The following is a 19398-nucleotide window of genomic DNA, read 5'->3' on the forward strand; positions in this document are numbered from 1 at the left end:
TTGCAAAATTTACTGCTAGCCCCCAATCAATAAGTGTTTCCGCAAAAGTGGTAAAAATGAGTAACTTTCCGAGATTGTACCAAGAAGCTTTTCTCCCCTAAGTAAGACCAAATCAATCAATGTGGTATGAATGAGGTCTCAGCCATGAATCGAATTCGTGACGTTGTGCAAAAAGCTTTGGCAACTGGCTATTTGACTGTCGAAGCAGAAAATCAACTACGACAACTTTTAACTACTCAGTATGAATTGGAAGATTTTAATGCTTTTATGATTTTGCAGGAAGCTGCCATGACTGGTAAAGTCAAGCAGGAGTCTCGAGAGCAGTGTGGCATTAAATAAACTAAGCTTCACCGACGAGGGGGCTGATCCTGCTCCTCATCCTCATCCTCAAAAAAATCCCAATCATCTTCATCGGCTTGATTGGTAGTCGGTGGTTGATAAGGGGGGATGATGACTCGATAATCAGCATCGTAAACAGATTCCGTTTTTCCTACAGCCGTATTTTTTGGCTCCTGGTAACTGTAGGAGTAAACTGAACCAGATTTCGAGCTACTTTTGGGCGTCTGTTCCCGTTCGTAGGTTTTGCCAGTAGGTGCTTGCTCTGCCTGTTCTTCAAAGTCCCAATCATCATCTTGATTAGAAGTCTCCCAATCATCAAATTTTTGACCGCTAGTGTACTCAGTTTTACCAGATGGAGATGGCGGACTGGCAGAGTAGGGTGTAGGTTCTTTCGTCCTATTTGCCGAACTACGCGGTGAAGCTGGGGCTGATGGCGATGGGTTTTTTTGTGGTTGTCCAACAAATAAATCGGACAATTTAAACAAGGTGGTAATCAATATAGATGTGAAAGCACCAGCGGCAGTACTGAACAAAATCCACAGCGCCAGTGGTAATGGTTGACTCCCCATACCCAAAAATACAAGTGGGAGGACAGGCGACCAATTTTGGGCTAACAACAGCGTTAGTCCTCCCAGTATTACTACCAACAGAATTAAGCGAATTACAGCCATAAACAATTCAAAATTCAAAGTGAGAAAATGGAATCATGGCAAGCATCTTGGCTAGTAATTGAATACAAATTAAAAAAGATAAACAATAAAGGATAAAGTTGAAGGATGAAGAATGAGCAATTTTTATTTCACACTTCATACTTCACACTTCACACTTTAGCGACGACCTTGCCAACGCTGGATGGGAATGCAGTCAATATCTAGTTGATCTAAAGCACGGGCAACTACAAAATCAACTAAATCCTCAATGGTTTGGGGATTGTGATACCAGGCGGGAATGGCGGGGACAATTCTCACTCCAGCTTCTGCTAGGGTTGTTAAGTTACGCAGGTGAATCAGGCTAAAAGGAGTTTCACGGGGGACTAAGACCAGCTTGCGTCCTTCTTTAATCTGGACATCTGCTGCCCGTTCTAGTAAGTCAGAACTTAAGCCTCCTGCTAGCTTGGCCACTGTACTCATGCTGCATGGCATAATTATCATCCCCAGAGTCCGAAAGGAACCACTAGCGATATTGGCGCCGACATCACTCCAAGGATGGCAGCGGAGTTTACCTGATAGTGGGACTCCGGCTTGGCCTCGCCAGAATTGCTCTTGCCCTGCTGGTTCTGGTGGCATCCGGATATCTTGCTCTGCTTGCCAAACCATATAGCTTGATTTTGAAGCAACTAGTTCAATCGGATACTCTGCTTCTAGCAGAAATTTGAGAGCGCGAACGGCGTAAATTAGTCCTGATGCACCTGATACGCCTAAAATCAAAGCCTTAGTATTATTGGGCACTAAATTATTCTGGATATTTACTCATCCTCAGCATAAGGTTCTAAGTCTCTAGGCTCAATGTCATTTGCTAAGTAAATGTCTGATATATCTCCATTAGGAGCGCTAACTCCTAAATTTTTGGCTATACCATCACTGCCTACGGTTACTAAATCAATTTGCTGACGGTAGTAATCGACACTCTTAACTTGCACGGCGACGCGATCGCCTAATCTATAGGAAGCGCGATTTTTCCGACCAAATAGGGCCTGCTGTCTGGCGCGATATTCATACCAATCGTCTTTGAGGGAACTGACGTGTACTAGCCCTTCTACTCTCAAAGGTATACCAGGGTTAGCGCCTGTCTCAACTTCTGGCGCTGGGACTTCAATTTCTACAAAGAAACCATAGGATTGAACACCAGTAATCACCCCCTGAAATACCTGACCGATGCGCTGTTTCATCAGTTGGGCTTTTTGCAGTCCGGCTAAATCGGCTTCGGCTTCTTGGACTTCTTTTTCCCTGTCGTTGATCTGGACAATTACTCTAGTCAAATCGCTTTGGAGTTCTTGTTGCAGTTCTGGGGGAAGGACGTTCCAGTTAATTTCGGCGTGACAAGAGGAGTGACGGAGGTTAACACGCTCTTTTACACGGGTGTTGCGGCGATCGCGTCCTTGCTCTAGTAGTGTATGGTATACCCTTTGCATGAGCAAATCTGGGTAACGTCGCAAGGGGGAGCAAAAGTGGATATATTGTGGCAGAGCCAGACCAAAGTGCATTCCTTTGGTGGTGCTGTACACAGATGGCTTGAGAGTATCTTGCAACAAGTAGGTAAGAACTTGCTCAGATGGCGATTCCCCAAAAGCGCCGGTCAAGTGTTGATAATCTAGGGGTTGGATATCTACTTCTGGATCTAGTGACAGTTCCACACCTAAATTAACGGCCAATTTCAGCATTTCTTGGACATCTTCGGGATCGGGTGTACCTTGGACTCGCCAGATAGCGGGAACTCCTAGGGCGCTTAAGTGATTTGCTATCAGTTGATTCACCAACAGCACCAACTCTGTTAGGAGCGATCGCACAGGTAAATCATTTACTACCACAGCCCCCAGAATCCCTTCATCATAGTAGGGGTTTTGGCTCGGTGGCAGATTCAACTGCAAGCTACCGCGATTCAACCGGGCTTGTTTGACTGTTTTTCTCAGGGTTTCCAGGTCTTGTAATATCTGGATAACTGCTGGAGATTGATCTGTGGGTTGACCGGTGAGAATGGCTTGGGCTTGTGATTTACTCAGGGCGGTGTCTACGCTGATGATACTGGGTTGAATTTCCCATTCTAGAACTTCACCCGATTGTGGCTCGATGGTAATCAAAAAAGACAGGGTTAAGCGATCGCTTCCTGGTACCAAAGAACAGCGTTCTATCACCGCCTCTGGCAATATTGGCAACACTAACTCCCCTAGATATACCGCCTTCCCTCGCTTGAGTGCTTCTCTGTCTAGAGGTTCATCTGGTTGGACATAGTGAGAAACATCAGTAATATGAACGCCCAAACGCCAATGTCCTAGGGGTGTTTTTTCCCAGCTAAAAGCATTTTCCACCGTGGAGTCACCGTTGACCGATTCAATGGTCAGGGTAAACAAATTACGTAAATCCACCCGATTTTTTATGTCTATTTTCAGCAGCTTTTTCGGCAACTTCGCCGCTGCATCCAGGACATTATCCGGTAAATTACGGGACAAATCATGCTTACAAGTTACTAAGTCTATATCGGCAGCAGCTTCGGCATCGCTACCGAGAATTTGTACCACCCGACCCAATGGGGGATATTGGGCTAGGGGGTAACGCAAGACTTCTACATGGGCCAGGTGATCGATCGCCTCTTCCAACTTCATGCCGTTTATTTGCAGCTTGAGTTCAAACAGCAGTCGATCATCTAAGGGGACAGCCCGAAACCCGCCCTCTACTTGCTTAATCCGTGCCAGTAAAGTGTGATTGGAACGTTCCAGAATCAACTTTACCTCACCTTCGGGAGAGCGGCGACGACTACCTTCTTTGAGAACTCTCACCAAAACGCGATCGCCGTTCCAGGCATTACTCAAATGGCTTTCGCGGATATAAATATCCTCTGCCCCCTCCACATCTTGAATAGCAAAGCAAAAACCTTTACTAGAACAACGGAGTTTTGCTTCGATCAGCCCCTCTTCGGACACGCGGCGATACTTACCCCGTTCTTTCACCAAAATCCCGATCTTTTCCAGAACCTCCAAGGCAATGTAAAGTTTTTGTAAACTTTTTTCATCCTCGCAACCAAGTTTCTTTTCTAAAACCTTACGAGCTACCAATTTATCATCGGTGAAATTGGCAAGGAGTGTAGCGATTGAAAATTCCATGCAGTGAACCGACCTTTGGTCAAAACATCATTTTTTGAGGACACTTGCGTGCAGGAGTTCCCCAAAGTTGAGGAGCCAGCGCCATGGGCGGGTTTCCCGACTTGAGGAGCCACTGCGTTGCTCTGGGGAACCAGAGTTGTAGCAAGTGGCGTGTGACTGGCGTCAAAGTGTCCGGCTTAATCTGGTTCTTCCCTGTATACCCTCACGGTCTACAGAACACGCTTGGTGCAAACGAATTGCCCGGAGGCAAGGCTGCCGAAGTTCCGATCAGAGGAAGCCTCATCTCGGACTTCTCACTGCACGACACTTAAAAGAGTTCACCTGGGTTCAAATCCCGGAACCTAACCAATCTGACAAAGCACTACTGATACTCGATTCCGCCCCACTAGGTAATTACGCAACGGGTTTTTGAGAGGCTTAGTTTGAAGAACTCTCCACGCTGCCTAAAAGCGCTATGCAGGGGCAACCACGGGTGTTTGATTGTCTAGATTTCAGGTAATTTTACGCCATGAGACTCTGATTTTTAACTAGGAGAAACTGCCGATAAACCCAATTTTTCCATATGTAGAATCGGTAACAATTAGGTAAGCAGCTTAACGAGCAGTGAGGGCGAACCTTATCTTCATTATTGTAGATTTAGAGTACACTTCCAGAAAATAGTTCTGGATATCGAATTGGGTATTTAGTATAGCATTGAAGGGAAGACCACTCAGAGTAAGTCAGCAGTAGCCAAAAATTTGCTTTAAACAACTGCTGCTACAATCGGGAAACATTGCTTAAGGCGCGAATAGCACCTTAGAGTCTCACTGGTAGACGTAAAATTAAAACAGATCCAGATATCCACTCTGAGCAAGGTTGGTCATCTCTCGTCATATTTTCACATCTAGCTGTGCTGCATTTGAAATTTGAGTTTGAGAGGAGATCACAAAGGGATGCTACGTAGGTTATAGAAACAAGTAGCATCAACCCCGTAATTAAACAGACTTAGATTGGTGGCAGTATTATGTTGGCTCAATTCCAGAGCTTGTATCCCAACGGCAGTCTTATCTCGGAATTATTGCAAATTTTTCAAGGAAAATATATCGTCCGGGCAAGCGTGCAAATTGAAGGCGTTACCCGCGCCACTGGTATAGCAGCAGCAGAAACAGTGGAAACAGCCGAAGACCAAGCCAGAAATAGGGCACTGATGGTTTTGGGAATCACGAATGCACCAGGGGACACAGGGGTATTTTCTCCAAAACCCATCTCCCACGTGCAGCTAAACCCCTCCTTGAATACCACAGGTGGATTACATGAGTCCGCCTATGCTTCTAAAAAAGACAGTGATTTTGTCAGTAGTCAATGGTCACCAGTTAGTGGCAAAGAAACATCCACCCCACCCCCCAGTGCAGCGGAGATCAAACCAGATTTAGTCACCAATGACCCAGACAGCACAACTAAAATTGATACCCATAAACAAGACTTAGGTCAACGCTTTCCTGTAACGAGCAACTGGGAAACCCAATTTGATACCCCTGTTAGCAAGGGGGGCATTGTCTCTGGTAACGAGGCTGACAATCAACCCTTACCAGGAATTGCTACTAGTAATGTCACATTATTTGCACCGCGCAATTATGGTCATCAAGAAGACTTGGGGAATCTATCAGGGACAGGAAACAGAAAAAAGAAAAGTGAACCCGTGAATTTGTCTGATGTAATTGCCAAAACAGATGTCGAAATTGAGCGCTTAGGTTGGACAAAAGAGCAGGGAAAGGAACATCTCAAAAAAACCTACGGTAAGTTAGGACGCTCTTTACTCAGTGAAGAAGAATTACTAGATTTTCTCAGACACCTAGAATCTCAGCCAGACCCCATAGCAGGATTTTAAAGAAAGTCAGTGGTCAGTTATCAAAGAACTCGTTACCCATGACTAATGACCACTGACTAATGACTAGACTACAACCATCGGTCGGCTACCTGCAGCGTGACGGTCAATTACTTGGTCAATCAAGCCATATTCCCTGGCTTCCTCTGGCGACATGAAGAAGTCACGTTCAGTATCTTCAGCAATGCGCTCAATTGGCTGACCAGTGTGTTCGGCTAGATAATCATTGAGCCGTCGCTTGTGGTATAAAATTTCCCGCGCCTGAATTTCAATATCAGTCGCTTGACCTTGAGCGCCACCTAAAGGTTGATGAATCATAATCCGCGAATGGGGTAGACTCATCCGCTTACCCTTAGCACCAGCGCTGAGGAGGAAAGCGCCCATACTCGCCGCCAGTCCGGTACAAATTGTACAGACATCGGGGCGGATGTGCTTCATTGTGTCAAAAATACCCATGCCAGCTGTCACCGAACCACCGGGAGAATTGATATATAGATAAATATCTTTCTCCGAGTCTTCAGCATCTAAAAACAGCAGTTGGGCAACAATCAAGTTAGCGATACTGTTATCAACCTGTTGTCCCAAAAAGATGATGCGCTCACGCAACAGCCGTGAGTAGATGTCAAAGGCGCGTTCGCCGCGACCCGATTGTTCAATAACGATGGGAATCATAAAGGCAAGGTGAAATGAACGGATTCAGCAATTACTCAGTTTTTGCGTACTAAAAAATGTACTGTGTTGGGGAATTAGCAATCAAGTTTTCAGTCGCCAATAAAAGTACCATTTTTGTACTCAGAAGGTTTCATCTTATTTTGGCATTTATTTCCCTGGCTGTGTTTGTAGCAAAGGCTGGCTGAAAATCAAAATCAACTAAATACTGTTGCAATTATTAGTATTTAATTTTACTGAAATAAATAAGAGCCATGGAGCATACTATATGCTTGGCAGAAACAATTAATTCTGACGGGCACTTTTTGGCGATGGGTAAGGTCTAAGTAGGTATGCTCATCTGGACAGAGAAAAATTAAAAAATCTCCAACTGTCCCCAAGTCGCCCCCCAAGTCACCTTTGAGGGATTGAGACTAACGAGGGGATATGGGGAATGTCAGAAAAGTAATCACCTTGTCCCCTCGTCTCCCATTCTCTATATCAGTCATTTCTTGGTTGACAAACTCCTAGTCCAGGGTTTGGTGCACAACTTTAGTAGCGCAGTAACTAGACCGACAACTGAGATACCAATTTCTCAAGGGCTTTGTCAGCTATTGGTAACTTTTCCCACATTTTTTAACTGTCGTTGTGAGCAATTATCCGGATATTCTCGCCAACTCCGGTAAATCAATAGTACGAAGTGTATTTAGAATGACTGGTTTTACTTGTAATACTATCCATCCTCCAGAGAAATACTATGCTGGAAAAACTTATGCAAGCTGCTTTTATCACCTTTTTGCTCCACCTGATTGCAGGATTGAGCGTTAATCCTCAAATTCCTAGAGAGTCGGTATCACCTGTGTCTGAAAGGTCAGCGTCAGTCCTCAGCTCAGTGATTCACTCTTTTGAGTAAACTACACACGCACCCAAAGGAATAAGTCGGTTGTCGGGTTTTTAACGTGTGTATGTTAGATCCCCAGGCTAACAATCTTGGGAAAAGGCTAGACTGGGCAAAGAAGGCAACTATCCACGTTTGATCATGACTAATCGCCTTGCTCTAGCCAAGAGTCTCTATCTTCGCAAACACGCAGAAAACCCCATTGATTGGTGGCCTTGGTGTGATGAAGCACTGGCCACTGCTAGGGAGCAAAATAAACCCATTTTTGTCTCCATTGGCTACTCTAGCTGCCACTGGTGTACTGTCATGGAAGGGGAAGCTTTTTCTGATTCAGCTATTGCTGAGTACATGAATGCTAATTTCCTGCCTATCAAGGTAGATAGGGAAGAAAGACCTGACCTGGATAGCATCTATATGCAGGCTTTGCAGATGATGAGTGGTCAAGGGGGTTGGCCTTTGAATGTTTTTCTTTCTCCAGAAGATTTGGTGCCGTTTTATGCTGGGACTTATTTCCCTGTAGAGCCTCGCTACGGTCGTCCTGGCTTTTTGCAAGTGTTGGAAGCCCTGCGCCGCTACTATGATACAGAAAAAGAAGATTTGCGCGATCGCAAAGCTTTGATTATTGAGTCCCTTCTCACCTCTGCGGTATTAAAAAATGGCCCAGCGGATGAGTTACAAGATCATGAATTACTCCGACAGGGCTGGGAAACTACCACGGGGATCATTACTCCTAAGTCATCCGGTAACAGTTTCCCGATGATCCCATACAGCGAATTAGCATTGCGCGGAACTCGATTTAATTTTCCATCTCAATATGATGGCAAGCAAATTTGTACCCAACGGGGACTAGAATTAGCACTGGGGGGAATTTATGATCATGTGGGTGGAGGCTTTCATCGCTACACTGTTGATCCCACCTGGACTGTACCCCATTTTGAAAAGATGCTTTATGATAATGGTCAGATTTTAGAGTATCTGGCTTCTTTGTGGAGTACGGGAGTAAAAGAACCAGCTTTTGAGAGGGCTGTTGCTCTTACTGTTCAATGGCTACAACGGGAAATGACTGCACCAGAGGGTTACTTCTATGCGGCTCAAGATGCTGATAGCTTCTTCAACTCTACGGCTGTTGAACCGGAGGAAGGGGCTTTTTACGTCTGGAGTTATAGCGAACTGGAGCAACTGCTTACCCTAGAGGAACTAACAGAATTACAACAAGAGTTTACTGTTACCCCTAACGGTAATTTTGAAGGTAAAAATGTTTTGCAAAGGCGTCAGTCAGGGGAATTGAGTCTAAGGCTGGAAGTCGCACTGGGTAAGCTGTTTACTGCTCGTTATGGTACTCCCCCTGATTCACTGGCAACTTTCCCCCCAGCTCGCGATAACCTGGAAGCAAAAACCACTAACTGGACTGGTCGGATTCCTTCGGTGACAGATACTAAGATGATTGTCGCCTGGAATAGTTTGATGATTTCTGGTTTGGCTAGGGCTGCTGGGTTTTTCCAACAACCTTTGTATTTGGAGTTAGCAGCAAAAGCGGCAAATTTTATTCTGGATAATCAGTTTGTGAATGGGCGTTTCCACCGACTTAATTATGGTGGTGAAGCGACTGTGTTAGCTCAGTCGGAAGATTACGCCTTTTTTATCAAAGCATTGCTAGATTTATCCCAAGTTTCGGTAGATAGCAATCAGCGCTCTTTTTGGTTAGAAAAAGCAGTAACACTTCAAGAAGAATTCGATGAATTTCTCTGGAGTGTAGAATTAGGTTGTTACTTTAACACATCTAGCGATAATAGTCAAGATTTGATTGTGCGAGAGCGGAGTTATGTAGATAATGCTACACCATCAGCCAATGGAATGGCGATCGCCAATCTTGTCCGTCTTGCCCTCCTCACAGATAATCTGCATTATCTAGATTTAGCAGAACAAGGTTTGAAAGCCTTTAGAAGCGTAATGAGTAGCACTCCCCAAGCTTGCCCCAGCTTGTTCACAGCCTTAGATTGGTATCGTAACTCAACCTTAATTCGCAGCACCACCGACCACATTAACTCGCTGATTCCCAAATATCTACCTACATCTGCCTTTGCAGTAGCAGCACGGTTACCAGAGAATAGCATCGGCTTAGTTTGCCAAGGTTTGAAGTGTCTTGCACCAGCAGAAAGTGTAGAACAGATGTTGCAGCAAGTCCAGCAAAGCCAAGTAAGAGGTTGTTTGAAAAGTATTAGGCGAATATAATTCGCTACTACACTAGCATTGTCCACCTCCGTGGACTAACGCAAAATCAAGGGTTTTCTAACCCACGGAGGTGGGTTTTGTCTGTGTAGCCAAGCCACTGCGTTGGGCGGCTCCGCCGACTTGAAGCATGTGGCGCGCGACTTATAGTCGCCAGGGCTAGTAATAAATTAGACTTTTCAAACATCCTCTAAGAGCCTAATCAGCTAAAACACATCTAACTTTGCACATCTAAATTTAATGAAAATCTTGTGGGGTGGGCATCTTGCCCGCCCTAATCATACAATTTAAATGTGAAACAGCTTACTAATATCTTGCACCAGTTCCAAACCGCCTCAGAATTCATTCTGAGGAACCAATAACAAAAGCCGTCTAAAGACGACTGAGAAAGGTTTTCAGTGCGTTTCAACATACTTGAGCTATTAGCCTGGGAATTCATTCCCATGTGGGTGAGGGGGCTAACCGAGAATGCTGTAATAAGCTGTTCGCTATTTAATATACATTAATTGGGCGGGCAAGATGCCCAACGGCAGTCGCTACAACGGAGGGAACCTCCGCAACGCGCTGCCTCCCCCACAAGAGTTTTAGTTAATTTGATTAGGCAAATTAGATGATTTTCGGCTTATTTCTGAAAATTCATTCCCAGGTGGACTGTTAGAAATGCCACAATAAAAAAGCATCTTCCCGCAGGAAGATAAAACCCATTAGCTCAACTCGCTGAACATGGTGAATTGGAGTGAATATCTAGAGTCAGTTCGCCTAACTTATGCCAAGTGGTGGAAAGTTTATACATTTACAGATGTAGTCGGACGCCGGCAGGTAGAACAGGAAGCATTAATTCCCCTGTGGAACTTTGACTTGCAGGTGCAGACAATTAAACCGCGAGATGAGCAACAGAAACAACAAGAAAAAATTGAATACTACAGCGTCTTGGAAGGTTTGCGGAAATATAAATCTGACCATCTGCTGTTAGTAGGAAAACCAGGTTCAGGAAAATCAACAGCGCTGTTGAAGTTGTTGCTAGAAGAAGCAGAAAGACCTCTCCCCCAAACCCTCCCGGAAGCGGAGATAGAAGAATTAGCTCCCCATTCCCTAGCACTTAAGGGGGCTGGGGGGTTAGGTCAGATACCCGTGTTGGTAGAGTTGCGCTATTACGAAACTTCAATAATTGATTTGATACGAAATTTTTGCAAGCGCCATCGGTTGTGGTTAGAGAATGCCGAAATTGAAAAATTACTATTTCAAGGAAAATTCTTACTACTGGTAGATGGTTTAAACGAATTACCCTCAGAAGAAGCGCGGCAGAATTTACAAGCATTTCGCCAAGACCATCGCCAAACCCCGATGATTTTCACCACCAGAGATTTAGGGATAGGTGGCGATTTAGATATTGGCAAAAAGCTAGAAATGCAACCCCTGACAGAAACACAAATGCAAGATTTTGTTTGTGCTTATCTGCCAGAACAGGGTGAAGAAATGCTGAAGCAGTTGGGTACAAGGTTGCAGGAATTTGGACAAACGCCTTTGCTGTTGTCGATGTTGTGTTCTGTTTTTGTGCAAAATCAGAATAAAGTGCCCTCAAATTTGGGTTCTGTATTTCGGTTATTTACCAAAAATTTTAACGAAAAACCGATTTCGGAAGATTTTCCCCTTTGGAGTTCCCGACTTTTGCAACAATTAGCCTGGGTGATGACTCAGGGAACAACAAGAACAGATTTAAAAGTTGCTATTCCCAGAAGCGAAGTTGAAGAAATTCTGACAGAATTTTTTCAGAAAGAAAAATTTGATAGACCTCGTGACCGTTCTTTAAAATGGCTACGAGATTTACTCAATCATCATCTAATTCAACTCGGTGCAAATGACCAAATTGAATTTCGCCACCAACTGATTCAGGAATATTACACGGCAGAATATTTGCTGAAGCAGTTACCAAAACTCAGCGATGATTGTTTAAAACGAGATTATTTAAATTATTTGAAATGGACTGAACCCCTAGCGCTGATGGCAGAGTTGATAGAGAATGAAGTGCAAGCCGTGCGAGTGGTGAAGTTAGCCTTAGAGGTAGATTGGCAATTAGGGGCAAGGTTAGCAGGTGAGGTAAAATCAAAGTGGCATGAGCAAACAGTTAATTTAATTGCTGATTTAAAACTTCCTCAGCTATTGGAAATCAGACTTTTAGGTATTACCAAATCAGAACAGGCCGCGGCTGGTTTAATTAAACTTTTAGAACAGCCAGATTCTCATGTTCGTTCGAGAGCCGCAGATGCTCTTGGAAAAATAAAATCACAAAAGGCGATAACTGGCTTAATTCAACTTTTAGAAGACCCAGAATCTCATGTTTGTGAGAGTGCTGCATATGCTCTGGGAGAAATTAAATCAGAACAGGCAATTCCTGGGTTAATTAAACTTTCAGAAAATACAAAATATTATGTTCGTAGCGATGTCGTATATCTTCTGGAACAAATCAAATCAGAACAGGCAATTTCTGGGTTAATTAAATTTTTAGAAGACCAAGACTCTGTTGTGCGTAGGAGTGCTGCATCTGCTCTGGGAAGAATCAAATCAGAACAGGCAATTTCTGGGTTAATTAAATTTTTAGAAGACCAAGACTCTGTTGTGCGTAGGAGTGCTGCATCTGCTCTGGGAAGAATCAAATCAGAACAGGCAATTTCTGGGTTAATTAAACTTTTAGAAGACCAAGACTCTGTTGTGCGTAGAATTGCTGCATCTGCTCTAGGAGAAATCAAATCAGAACAGGCAATTCCTGGGTTAATTAAACTTTTAGAAGACCAAGACTCTGTTGTGCGTAGAATTGCTGCATCTGCTCTAGGAGAAATCAAATCAGAACAGGCAATTTCTGGGTTAATTAAACTTTTAGAAGACCAAGACTCTGTTGTGCGTAGAATTGCTGCATCTGCTCTAGGAGAAATCAAATCAGAACAGGCAATTCCTGGGTTAATTAAACTTTTAAAAGACCAAGACTTCTTTGTTCGTAGAAGTGCTACATCTGCTCTAGGAAAAATCAAATCAGAACAGGCAATTCCTGGGTTAATTCAAATTTCAGAAGACCCAGGCTATTTTGCTATTAGGAGTTCCGCAGATGCTCTGGCAGAAACCCAACCAGAACAAGTTCCTGGGTTAATTGAACTTTTAAAAGACCCAGAATCTGACATTCGTTTGATAACTGCATCTATTCTCGAAAAAATCGAATCGGAGCAGGCAATTCCTAACTTAATTGAACTTTTAGAAGACCCAGAATTTGATATTCGTTTGATTGAATATGCTCTGGAACAAGTCAAGCCGGAGCAGGCAATTCCTGGGTTAATTAAACTTTTAGAAAATACAAAATCTGATATTCGTAGGAAAGCCGCATTTATTCTGGGAGAAATTGAATCAGAACAGGTAATCCCTGATTTAATTGAACTTTTAATTCTTGATAGATTTGTAATTGCTAATAATGGGGATACATTCGACATAGGTATAGAGGTAATTAAAACTATCCAAGAACATTTTAAATTCTACAATCCTTTGTTAAAAAATATGTCACTGAGATCGCAATTAATAGACTTCTTGTTAAATTCGTCAATTCTTAACACAGAGAGAGAACGCCAAACATTATTATTATACTTCGGCTACGATTCCCTAATGAAAAAAATAACTTTAGCAGGCACTCCGCTAGACTTCACTGTTAATTTAATTCAAGTGCTAGAGATGGAAGGACGAGATACACTACTAAAGTTTATTGATAACTTAGCTAATAGCGACTTTCTAGGAATCGAGAATAAAGAGAAACTAACTAGATTAAGTGCAGACATCAGAGCTATTACTGCCGAAAATTGGCGTAGTGAATTTATAGGCGCTCAATTACAGCTTAAATCAGAACCAATTTCGATTATTAAACCAAATATATCTACCACATTAATTAATATCCTCCACCTTTCAGACCTGCATTTCAGCAATTCCCAACAAGCTCAACTTTGGTCTAACCAATTAGCAGAAGATTTACGTCACGACCTCAACATACCTCATCTTGATGCTCTCATTCTTTCCGGTGACATCGCTAACTTTTCCACCCCCGAAGAATACCAAGCGGCTGAAGAGTTTATTGTCAACCTCAGCCAAGATTTACCCCTCAAACCTGAGCAAATTATCATTGTTCCAGGGAACCATGACCTAAATTGGAAAATTGCAAAACAAGCTTACCAACTATTTGACCGCGAAGAATATGAGAGTATGTCTGAAAACTCTATTAAATTAAATGAAATTGGTTCAAAAAGCTTAACAGAGGCACAACGAAAACGTTTAGAACAGCGACAAAATACGCTTCAGACACAGTGGCAGCTAACAATGGACAAGTTGACACAACTGCGGACAGACTATGCAATTCAGGCAGGTACAACTGTTAAGTTCCAGTTACAGCAAGAAATTCAATCTGAAGAAACTCAACTGTTACAGTTAGATGCAGAGTTGAAACAAATTGAGCAAAATCTAAGCCTCGATACAAGATTTTCTCCTGTTAAAACATCCTCTAAGAGAGAACTCAAAGAAGGTCATTACATCGAAGAAAGTGCCACCGTTATTCGAGTGCGAGATGAAGAGAAATATAAACAGCGGTTTGCCAATTTCAGCAACTTCTACCAAGCTATAAAAAATCAACCCTATCCCCTAGAATATCGCCAGCAATACACCTTAGACTATCTCCCATCCCAAAACATCCTCATACTCGGTCTAAACTCGGCTTGGCAATTAGATCACCATTACAAATCCCGCGCTAGTATCAATATGGATGCTCTGAGCAATGCCCTAACTGATATTCGCCGCCATCCAGAGTATAAGAATTGCATTAAAATTGCTGTCTGGCATCATCCCCTTGATAGTGCTTGGGAAGACCGGATAAAAGATAAAGGTTTCATGGAACAGTTAGCTGTGGCTGGGTTCCGCTTCTTCCTCCACGGTCACATTCACAAAGCAGAAACCAGCTTATACCGTTATGATATGAGTCAAGGGGGGCGAAAATGCGTAGACGCAAAGCGGCTTGTCGTCAGACATCGCATCTGTGCAGGAACATTCGGCGCACCCACCAAAGAACTCATCCCCGCTTATCCCTGGCAATATAACCTGCTACAATTTGAAAGCGATAAATTAACAGTCCGCACCCGTCGCCGCGAAGAAGAAAATGGTGCCTGGAAACCAGATGCGCGTTGGGGTCAAGGTGCGGGGAAATCTTCGCTGGATTTATACACTATTGAGTTATAGGGCAAAAATGCCGCACGAATGAAAAAAAACGCCAAACGAATGGAATTCGCGGCTACCAGAACAAAGTCCGCCTACGCGGACTCAAAAAAAAATCAAGGTCTTTAACCCGCGGAGGCGGGTTTTGCCTGTGTAGCAGCGATTTCTAATCGCCAGGCCTTCTGTATATCATCCCAAAAAGTCACCGCAAACAATCTTTTTTACCTTCCCCTTTTCCAGGGTGAAATTAAAATATGTAGGACTGGAATAATCAACAGCATAACTTAATCTAGTAGTATCGCCAGATTCTGGTTTACCGTAGATTCTCGTTACTTTTGAGGTGTTATCGCCTACTTTTATTCCATCTACAGTGGCGTATTTAGAACTTGTTGCTTCTATTTCATAAACAAAATATTTACCTGTTGGCTTAATATCTTCCAGTAACTTAACTGTAAGTCCTGAATATTGGAGAGTGCGCGTTTTACCAGCAATTGCTTCATAGCCATTTTTCGCACTTAGAGGTTTACCTAGAGCCTTTCTGACTTGCGTCTCAGACATCCCAAGGCTTACACTACCTATTACTAAGCGTTTATAAGGTAGTTTTTTAAATTGCTGATTATTCTGGGAAATTTGATAATTAGTATTGGTGCTAGTAGATAGAGCTTGCACCGCTAATGGTTGTACAAATAAAGATGCCAAGCTTAAGATAGTTCCAGCGCTAAATAAAACTTGCTTGAATTGATTTTGATAATGATAGTTAGCTGTTAGTTTCATTTCTTCAACTCTTTGTAATACAGCAAATTGCAGGTAAATGAGGTACAAATATAAATAATAAAACTCTTGTAGGGTAGCCATCTTGCCTGCCCTTGTGTATTTCGCTCAGATCAAATGTGCTGTATGTAGGCAGAGACAATTAAATGTAAAATAAAATTTTTGTTCGTAGTCAGCGATAAATATTTCAGTTCAAGGATTTTAAGGACTGAAGTCCTTACTACAAGCTTTAATTTAATTCTCCTATTTAGTCAGGCTTAAATTAAACTATGACTAATGACTGTAGCAAATTAACTGCCATTGTCCTAGCCGGTGGAAAAAGTTCTCGCATGGGTGAAGATAAAGCGCTAATTCCAATTCAAGGAGTGCCTTTGTTGCAGCGGGTTTGCGGCATTGCTCAAGGTTGCGCTGATACTGTTTATATCGTTACTCCCTGGCCAGAACGTTATCAAAACTTGCTTTTGCCTAATTGCGAATTTATTCGAGAAGTCCCTTTGTCTGGAGACACTGGTGGCCCTCTTGTGGGTTTTGCTCAAGGACTAGGGCAGGTAAAAACAGATTGGGTGTTGCTGCTAGCTTGCGATTTACCAAGGTTGCGGGTTGAGGTGTTGCAAGATTGGGCAGGTAGACTTGATACTGTGGGGAATGAGGCGATTATTGCATATCTGGTACAACATCCTAAAGGCTGGGAACCTCTGTGTGGCTTCTATAAGCGTCGCTGTCTACCGCTGCTACTGGATTTTATCACTCAAGGGGGGCGATCTTTTCAGCAATGGCTACAGCATCATCAAGTGGAAGCTTTGCCTTTATCAGAACCTGATATGCTTTTTAACTGTAATACACCAGAGGACTTGACTTTAAGTTAATAAATACCTATGCCACTTATTGACAATTTAAATAAATTTTGGATTTTAAATAATTTATTGTATTCCTAGTAACAGATTAATAGCTAACTGGGTTTTATGCTTATCTCCCTACTATAAACCAAAGGCTATAAACAAAGTAATTATCTAAAAATAAATTAGATTTTTTAATCTTTAACTTCTTGCCGCTGTTGCTTTTATTACTATCCTGGAGAGAATTATAATATGTATCGTCGTTGGATATCATCTGCTTTAGCAATTTTGTTGAGTATAGTTTTAGTTGCTTGCACTACTGCAACAACTCAGCCACCACAGGCAAAAGTTGCAAATACGAATGAGACAAGTAACACAGATTTTCAGCAATCAGCAAAAAGAGTTGTTGCTCTCTCTTCTCTGGCTGCTGATATTATCTATCAACTTGATAAAACAAAACTTATAGGAATTACAGGCAGTAGATTATTTAATAATGACCCAAGTTTCCAGGATATACCCCGCGTTAGCGAAGGTCAAAGCCCTCCTAATTTAGAAAAAATTGTATCTCTAAAACCAGATTTAGTTATTGGTGCAGCGGGTTTTTCTGACGTACCTATTCAAAAACTCAAACAGCTAGGTATTTCAACTTTTCTCACCCAAGTTAAAAACTGGGAATCTTTAGAAAAACTTACTCAAACACTAGGTCAATTAATTGATGTTGATCCCCAGCCTTTGTTGAACCGTTACAAAAACTTTTTACCAGCTAAACCGAATCAAAGTCCTTCTACTCTAGTCCTGGTTAGTCGTCAACCAATTTTAGCGCCAAATAAAAATAGTTGGGCTGGGGATTTACTGGCTAAATTTGGGGCTAAAAACCTAGCAGCAGAATTACAAGGTAAAAGTCCGATAGGTGGATATGTGACGCTTTCGGCTGAGAAAATTTTAGAAGCAAATCCAGAAGTGATAATTGTAGTTAATCCTCCCCAAGGAGGTTCTGAAGCAGCACTTTTAGCATCTTTTAAAAAGGAGTCTTTTTGGCAGCAAATAAAAGCAACCAAAAATAACCGAATTTATGTTTTTGATTATTACGGTCTTGTGAATCCGGGCAGTATAAATACAATTGAAAAAGCGGCTCAACAGCTTAGGGAGGTTTTGTCTGCACCACAACGTTAGATTGAATGACGGGCAAGACTTTGAATGATTTGAATGACAGGCAAGATGCCTGTCCTACAATTGTATTTTAGGAATTTATCCAAAATCCAATATTGTTTAATCCTTGAGAGAACCAATTTGGTTCTGCATAACTGGGCTATTTTTTTTAGGTTGAGGAGAACTGCCAGTAATGCTGCGAAAATAAAGCCCGCCGACGCTGACTAAAAACCCTGCATATCCTACTGCTTGCAAGACATAGAGGTTGTCTCTGTAGCCAAATAAAGATTTGAAAATAATGCCGGGTAATTGTTCATCAGGCAATATTTTGGAAGTATTCCAAACCATTGGCCCCAAAATGCAGGAGTGAACTTTGGTAAAGCGTTCATAATAAAAACAAAGGCTTTCGGAGGCGCGATTGCTGAGAGCCAGGTTAGACACTGCTGTGTCAAAATGACTCAAAGCTGAAACTACCAAACCGGCGACAATCAATACTAAAAAAACGCCCATTACCTGGAAAAACTGGCGGATATTAATTTTGACACCCAATTTAAATAACAGCACACCAATGCCTACTGCTACTGCCAAACCACCAAGGGCGCCAATAGTTGGCATTAAACCCTGTTGAAAATTTGCAGCAATGAACAGAACAGTTTCAAAGCCTTCACGCACAACGGCAACTAAAACTAAGCTAAAAACGCCCCAACCAGCATTTGAGTTTTGTGTCAGTGCGTCTGTCACCGCACCTTCAACTGTAGCTTTCATAAATCTGGCTTGTTTAGTCATCCAGATTAGCATCCAACTGAGCATGGCGATCGCAAATACACTAAATACACCTTCTAGCATTGGTTCAACTATCGGGGTGTATTGAGGATTAACAGATCCTAAGTATTGAATTAGCCAACCGAACAGCACACCTATCAAGGCACTAATAACAATGCCTACCCCAACACCAGCATATACCCAAGGGTTGAGTCGGGACTGTTTGGCTTTTTTGAGCAAAGCCAGCACGATACCAACAACAAGGGCAGCTTCCACCCCTTCCCGGAGCGTAATTACAAAAGTAGGTAAGGCTGTACTAAAATTCATAATCAGTTGTTATTTAGTCATTTTAGTTATTTAGTCAATAGTCATTAGTCCAAAAATATTAGACTAGTGACTATTGAGCATTGAATACTAGCTGAAATCGCGTAACATTTTTTTCAGTTCAAGATTATGCATTTCTTCTTGACCAATCATGTTACGGGCGAATTCTTCCAGATAGATGCTGGCATTAGTGACAATTTCTAGCAGACTTTTATACAACTCCAGCGCCTTGCTTTCGTGGGATAAGCTTTCTGCCAAAATAATCTTGACGTTATGTTGGTAAGTCTCTTCCATTTGGGCAATTTTCAGGGAGGGATGCCCATCTAAACCTGTAATAATTTCTCCCACTTGCTGGGCATGAAGTAGTGACTCACTCGCCTGTGCTTTGAAAAAAGCCACAATTGGAATCCGGTTGGGGCCAGTCACCATCAAAGAATAATGGGTATAGCGTACTACCCCTGCTAGTTCAAATTCCATGATGGAGTTAAGTAGGTCAATGGCCTTTTTTTGGTCAAGCTCTTGCATCAGT

General features: G+C 42.5%; 13 protein-coding genes. 6 read left to right on the forward strand and 7 right to left on the reverse strand.

What is annotated here, in order from left to right:
- Nucleotides 1-144: 144 nt before the first annotated feature.
- Complete coding sequence (locus tag H6G32_RS09335; RefSeq protein WP_190457402.1) at nt 145-339, forward strand: hypothetical protein; 195 nt, start codon at nt 145-147, stop codon at nt 337-339.
- An 8-nt stretch (nt 340-347) separates the two neighbouring features.
- Here H6G32_RS09335 and H6G32_RS09340 read toward each other — a convergent pair whose 3' ends face one another.
- The 3 genes from H6G32_RS09340 to H6G32_RS09350 all read right to left on the reverse strand — a co-directional run bounded on the left by H6G32_RS09340 (nt 348) and on the right by H6G32_RS09350 (nt 4156).
- Complete coding sequence (locus H6G32_RS09340) at nt 348-1010, reverse strand: LapA family protein (protein WP_190457404.1); 663 nt, start codon at nt 1008-1010, stop codon at nt 348-350.
- Between the two features lie 156 nt (nt 1011-1166).
- The gene (locus H6G32_RS09345; RefSeq protein WP_190457406.1) at nt 1167-1787 is read right to left on the reverse strand and encodes a flavin prenyltransferase UbiX; all 621 of its coding nucleotides are present in this window, start codon (nt 1785-1787) and stop codon (nt 1167-1169) included.
- 17 nt (nt 1788-1804) lie between these two features.
- Entirely contained in the window at nt 1805-4156 is a 2352-nt protein-coding gene (locus H6G32_RS09350; RefSeq protein ID WP_190457408.1) for a ribonuclease R family protein, read from the reverse strand.
- Between the two features lie 1003 nt (nt 4157-5159).
- Here H6G32_RS09350 and H6G32_RS09355 point away from each other — a divergent pair.
- On the forward strand, nt 5160-6023 hold the full coding sequence (locus H6G32_RS09355; protein ID WP_190457410.1) for a hypothetical protein: 864 nt from the start codon (nt 5160-5162) through the stop codon (nt 6021-6023).
- A 63-nt stretch (nt 6024-6086) separates the two neighbouring features.
- Here H6G32_RS09355 and clpP read toward each other — a convergent pair whose 3' ends face one another.
- The gene (clpP, locus tag H6G32_RS09360; RefSeq protein ID WP_190457412.1) at nt 6087-6692 is read right to left on the reverse strand and encodes an ATP-dependent Clp endopeptidase proteolytic subunit ClpP; all 606 of its coding nucleotides are present in this window, start codon (nt 6690-6692) and stop codon (nt 6087-6089) included.
- A gap of 1015 nt (nt 6693-7707) precedes the next feature.
- Between clpP and H6G32_RS09365 the strand changes: the two genes are divergently transcribed.
- Both H6G32_RS09365 and H6G32_RS26695 read left to right on the forward strand, forming a co-directional pair.
- Nucleotides 7708-9798 carry a thioredoxin domain-containing protein gene (locus H6G32_RS09365; protein WP_190457414.1) on the forward strand — a complete coding sequence of 697 codons (2091 nt, stop codon included), beginning with the start codon at nt 7708-7710 and terminating at the stop codon, nt 9796-9798.
- A 720-nt stretch (nt 9799-10518) separates the two neighbouring features.
- Nucleotides 10519-15051, forward strand: coding sequence for a HEAT repeat domain-containing protein (locus H6G32_RS26695; protein ID WP_242046536.1), 4533 nt, complete (start codon nt 10519-10521; stop codon nt 15049-15051).
- 165 nt (nt 15052-15216) lie between these two features.
- Here the strand turns inward: H6G32_RS26695 and H6G32_RS09385 are convergent, their stop codons facing one another.
- Nucleotides 15217-15882 carry a hypothetical protein gene (locus H6G32_RS09385; protein WP_242046537.1) on the reverse strand — a complete coding sequence of 222 codons (666 nt, stop codon included), beginning with the start codon at nt 15880-15882 and terminating at the stop codon, nt 15217-15219.
- A 185-nt stretch (nt 15883-16067) separates the two neighbouring features.
- Between H6G32_RS09385 and H6G32_RS09390 the strand changes: the two genes are divergently transcribed.
- Nucleotides 16068-16664, forward strand: a complete 597-nt coding sequence (locus H6G32_RS09390; protein ID WP_190457416.1) for a molybdenum cofactor guanylyltransferase — start codon at nt 16068-16070, stop codon at nt 16662-16664.
- 222 nt (nt 16665-16886) lie between these two features.
- The gene (locus H6G32_RS09395) at nt 16887-17807 is read left to right on the forward strand and encodes an ABC transporter substrate-binding protein (RefSeq protein ID WP_190457419.1); all 921 of its coding nucleotides are present in this window, start codon (nt 16887-16889) and stop codon (nt 17805-17807) included.
- 96 nt (nt 17808-17903) lie between these two features.
- Here H6G32_RS09395 and H6G32_RS09400 read toward each other — a convergent pair whose 3' ends face one another.
- On the reverse strand, nt 17904-18872 hold the full coding sequence (locus tag H6G32_RS09400; RefSeq protein WP_190457421.1) for an FTR1 family iron permease: 969 nt from the start codon (nt 18870-18872) through the stop codon (nt 17904-17906).
- 87 nt (nt 18873-18959) lie between these two features.
- Entirely contained in the window at nt 18960-19394 is a 435-nt protein-coding gene (locus H6G32_RS09405) for a ferritin-like domain-containing protein (RefSeq protein ID WP_015209168.1), read from the reverse strand.
- Nucleotides 19395-19398 lie beyond the last annotated feature (4 nt).

The sequence above is a fragment of the Cylindrospermum sp. FACHB-282 genome (genome assembly GCF_014697195.1).
Classification (GTDB): domain Bacteria; phylum Cyanobacteriota; class Cyanobacteriia; order Cyanobacteriales; family Nostocaceae; genus Cylindrospermum.

Coding starts and splice junctions, on each gene's coding strand:
- H6G32_RS09335 (WP_190457402.1), top strand. CDS start 145: ATGAATCGAATTCGTGACGTTGTGCAAAAAGCTTTGGCAACTGGCTAT.
- H6G32_RS09340 (WP_190457404.1), bottom strand. CDS start 1,010: ATGGCTGTAATTCGCTTAATTCTGTTGGTAGTAATACTGGGAGGACTA.
- H6G32_RS09350 (WP_190457408.1), bottom strand. CDS start 4,156: ATGGAATTTTCAATCGCTACACTCCTTGCCAATTTCACCGATGATAAA.
- H6G32_RS09355 (WP_190457410.1), top strand. CDS start 5,160: ATGTTGGCTCAATTCCAGAGCTTGTATCCCAACGGCAGTCTTATCTCG.
- clpP (WP_190457412.1), bottom strand. CDS start 6,692: ATGATTCCCATCGTTATTGAACAATCGGGTCGCGGCGAACGCGCCTTT.
- H6G32_RS09365 (WP_190457414.1), top strand. CDS start 7,708: ATGACTAATCGCCTTGCTCTAGCCAAGAGTCTCTATCTTCGCAAACAC.
- H6G32_RS26695 (WP_242046536.1), top strand. CDS start 10,519: ATGGTGAATTGGAGTGAATATCTAGAGTCAGTTCGCCTAACTTATGCC.
- H6G32_RS09385 (WP_242046537.1), bottom strand. CDS start 15,882: ATGGCTACCCTACAAGAGTTTTATTATTTATATTTGTACCTCATTTAC.
- H6G32_RS09390 (WP_190457416.1), top strand. CDS start 16,068: ATGACTAATGACTGTAGCAAATTAACTGCCATTGTCCTAGCCGGTGGA.
- H6G32_RS09395 (WP_190457419.1), top strand. CDS start 16,887: ATGTATCGTCGTTGGATATCATCTGCTTTAGCAATTTTGTTGAGTATA.
- H6G32_RS09400 (WP_190457421.1), bottom strand. CDS start 18,872: ATGAATTTTAGTACAGCCTTACCTACTTTTGTAATTACGCTCCGGGAA.
- H6G32_RS09405 (WP_015209168.1), bottom strand. CDS start 19,394: ATGCAAGAGCTTGACCAAAAAAAGGCCATTGACCTACTTAACTCCATC.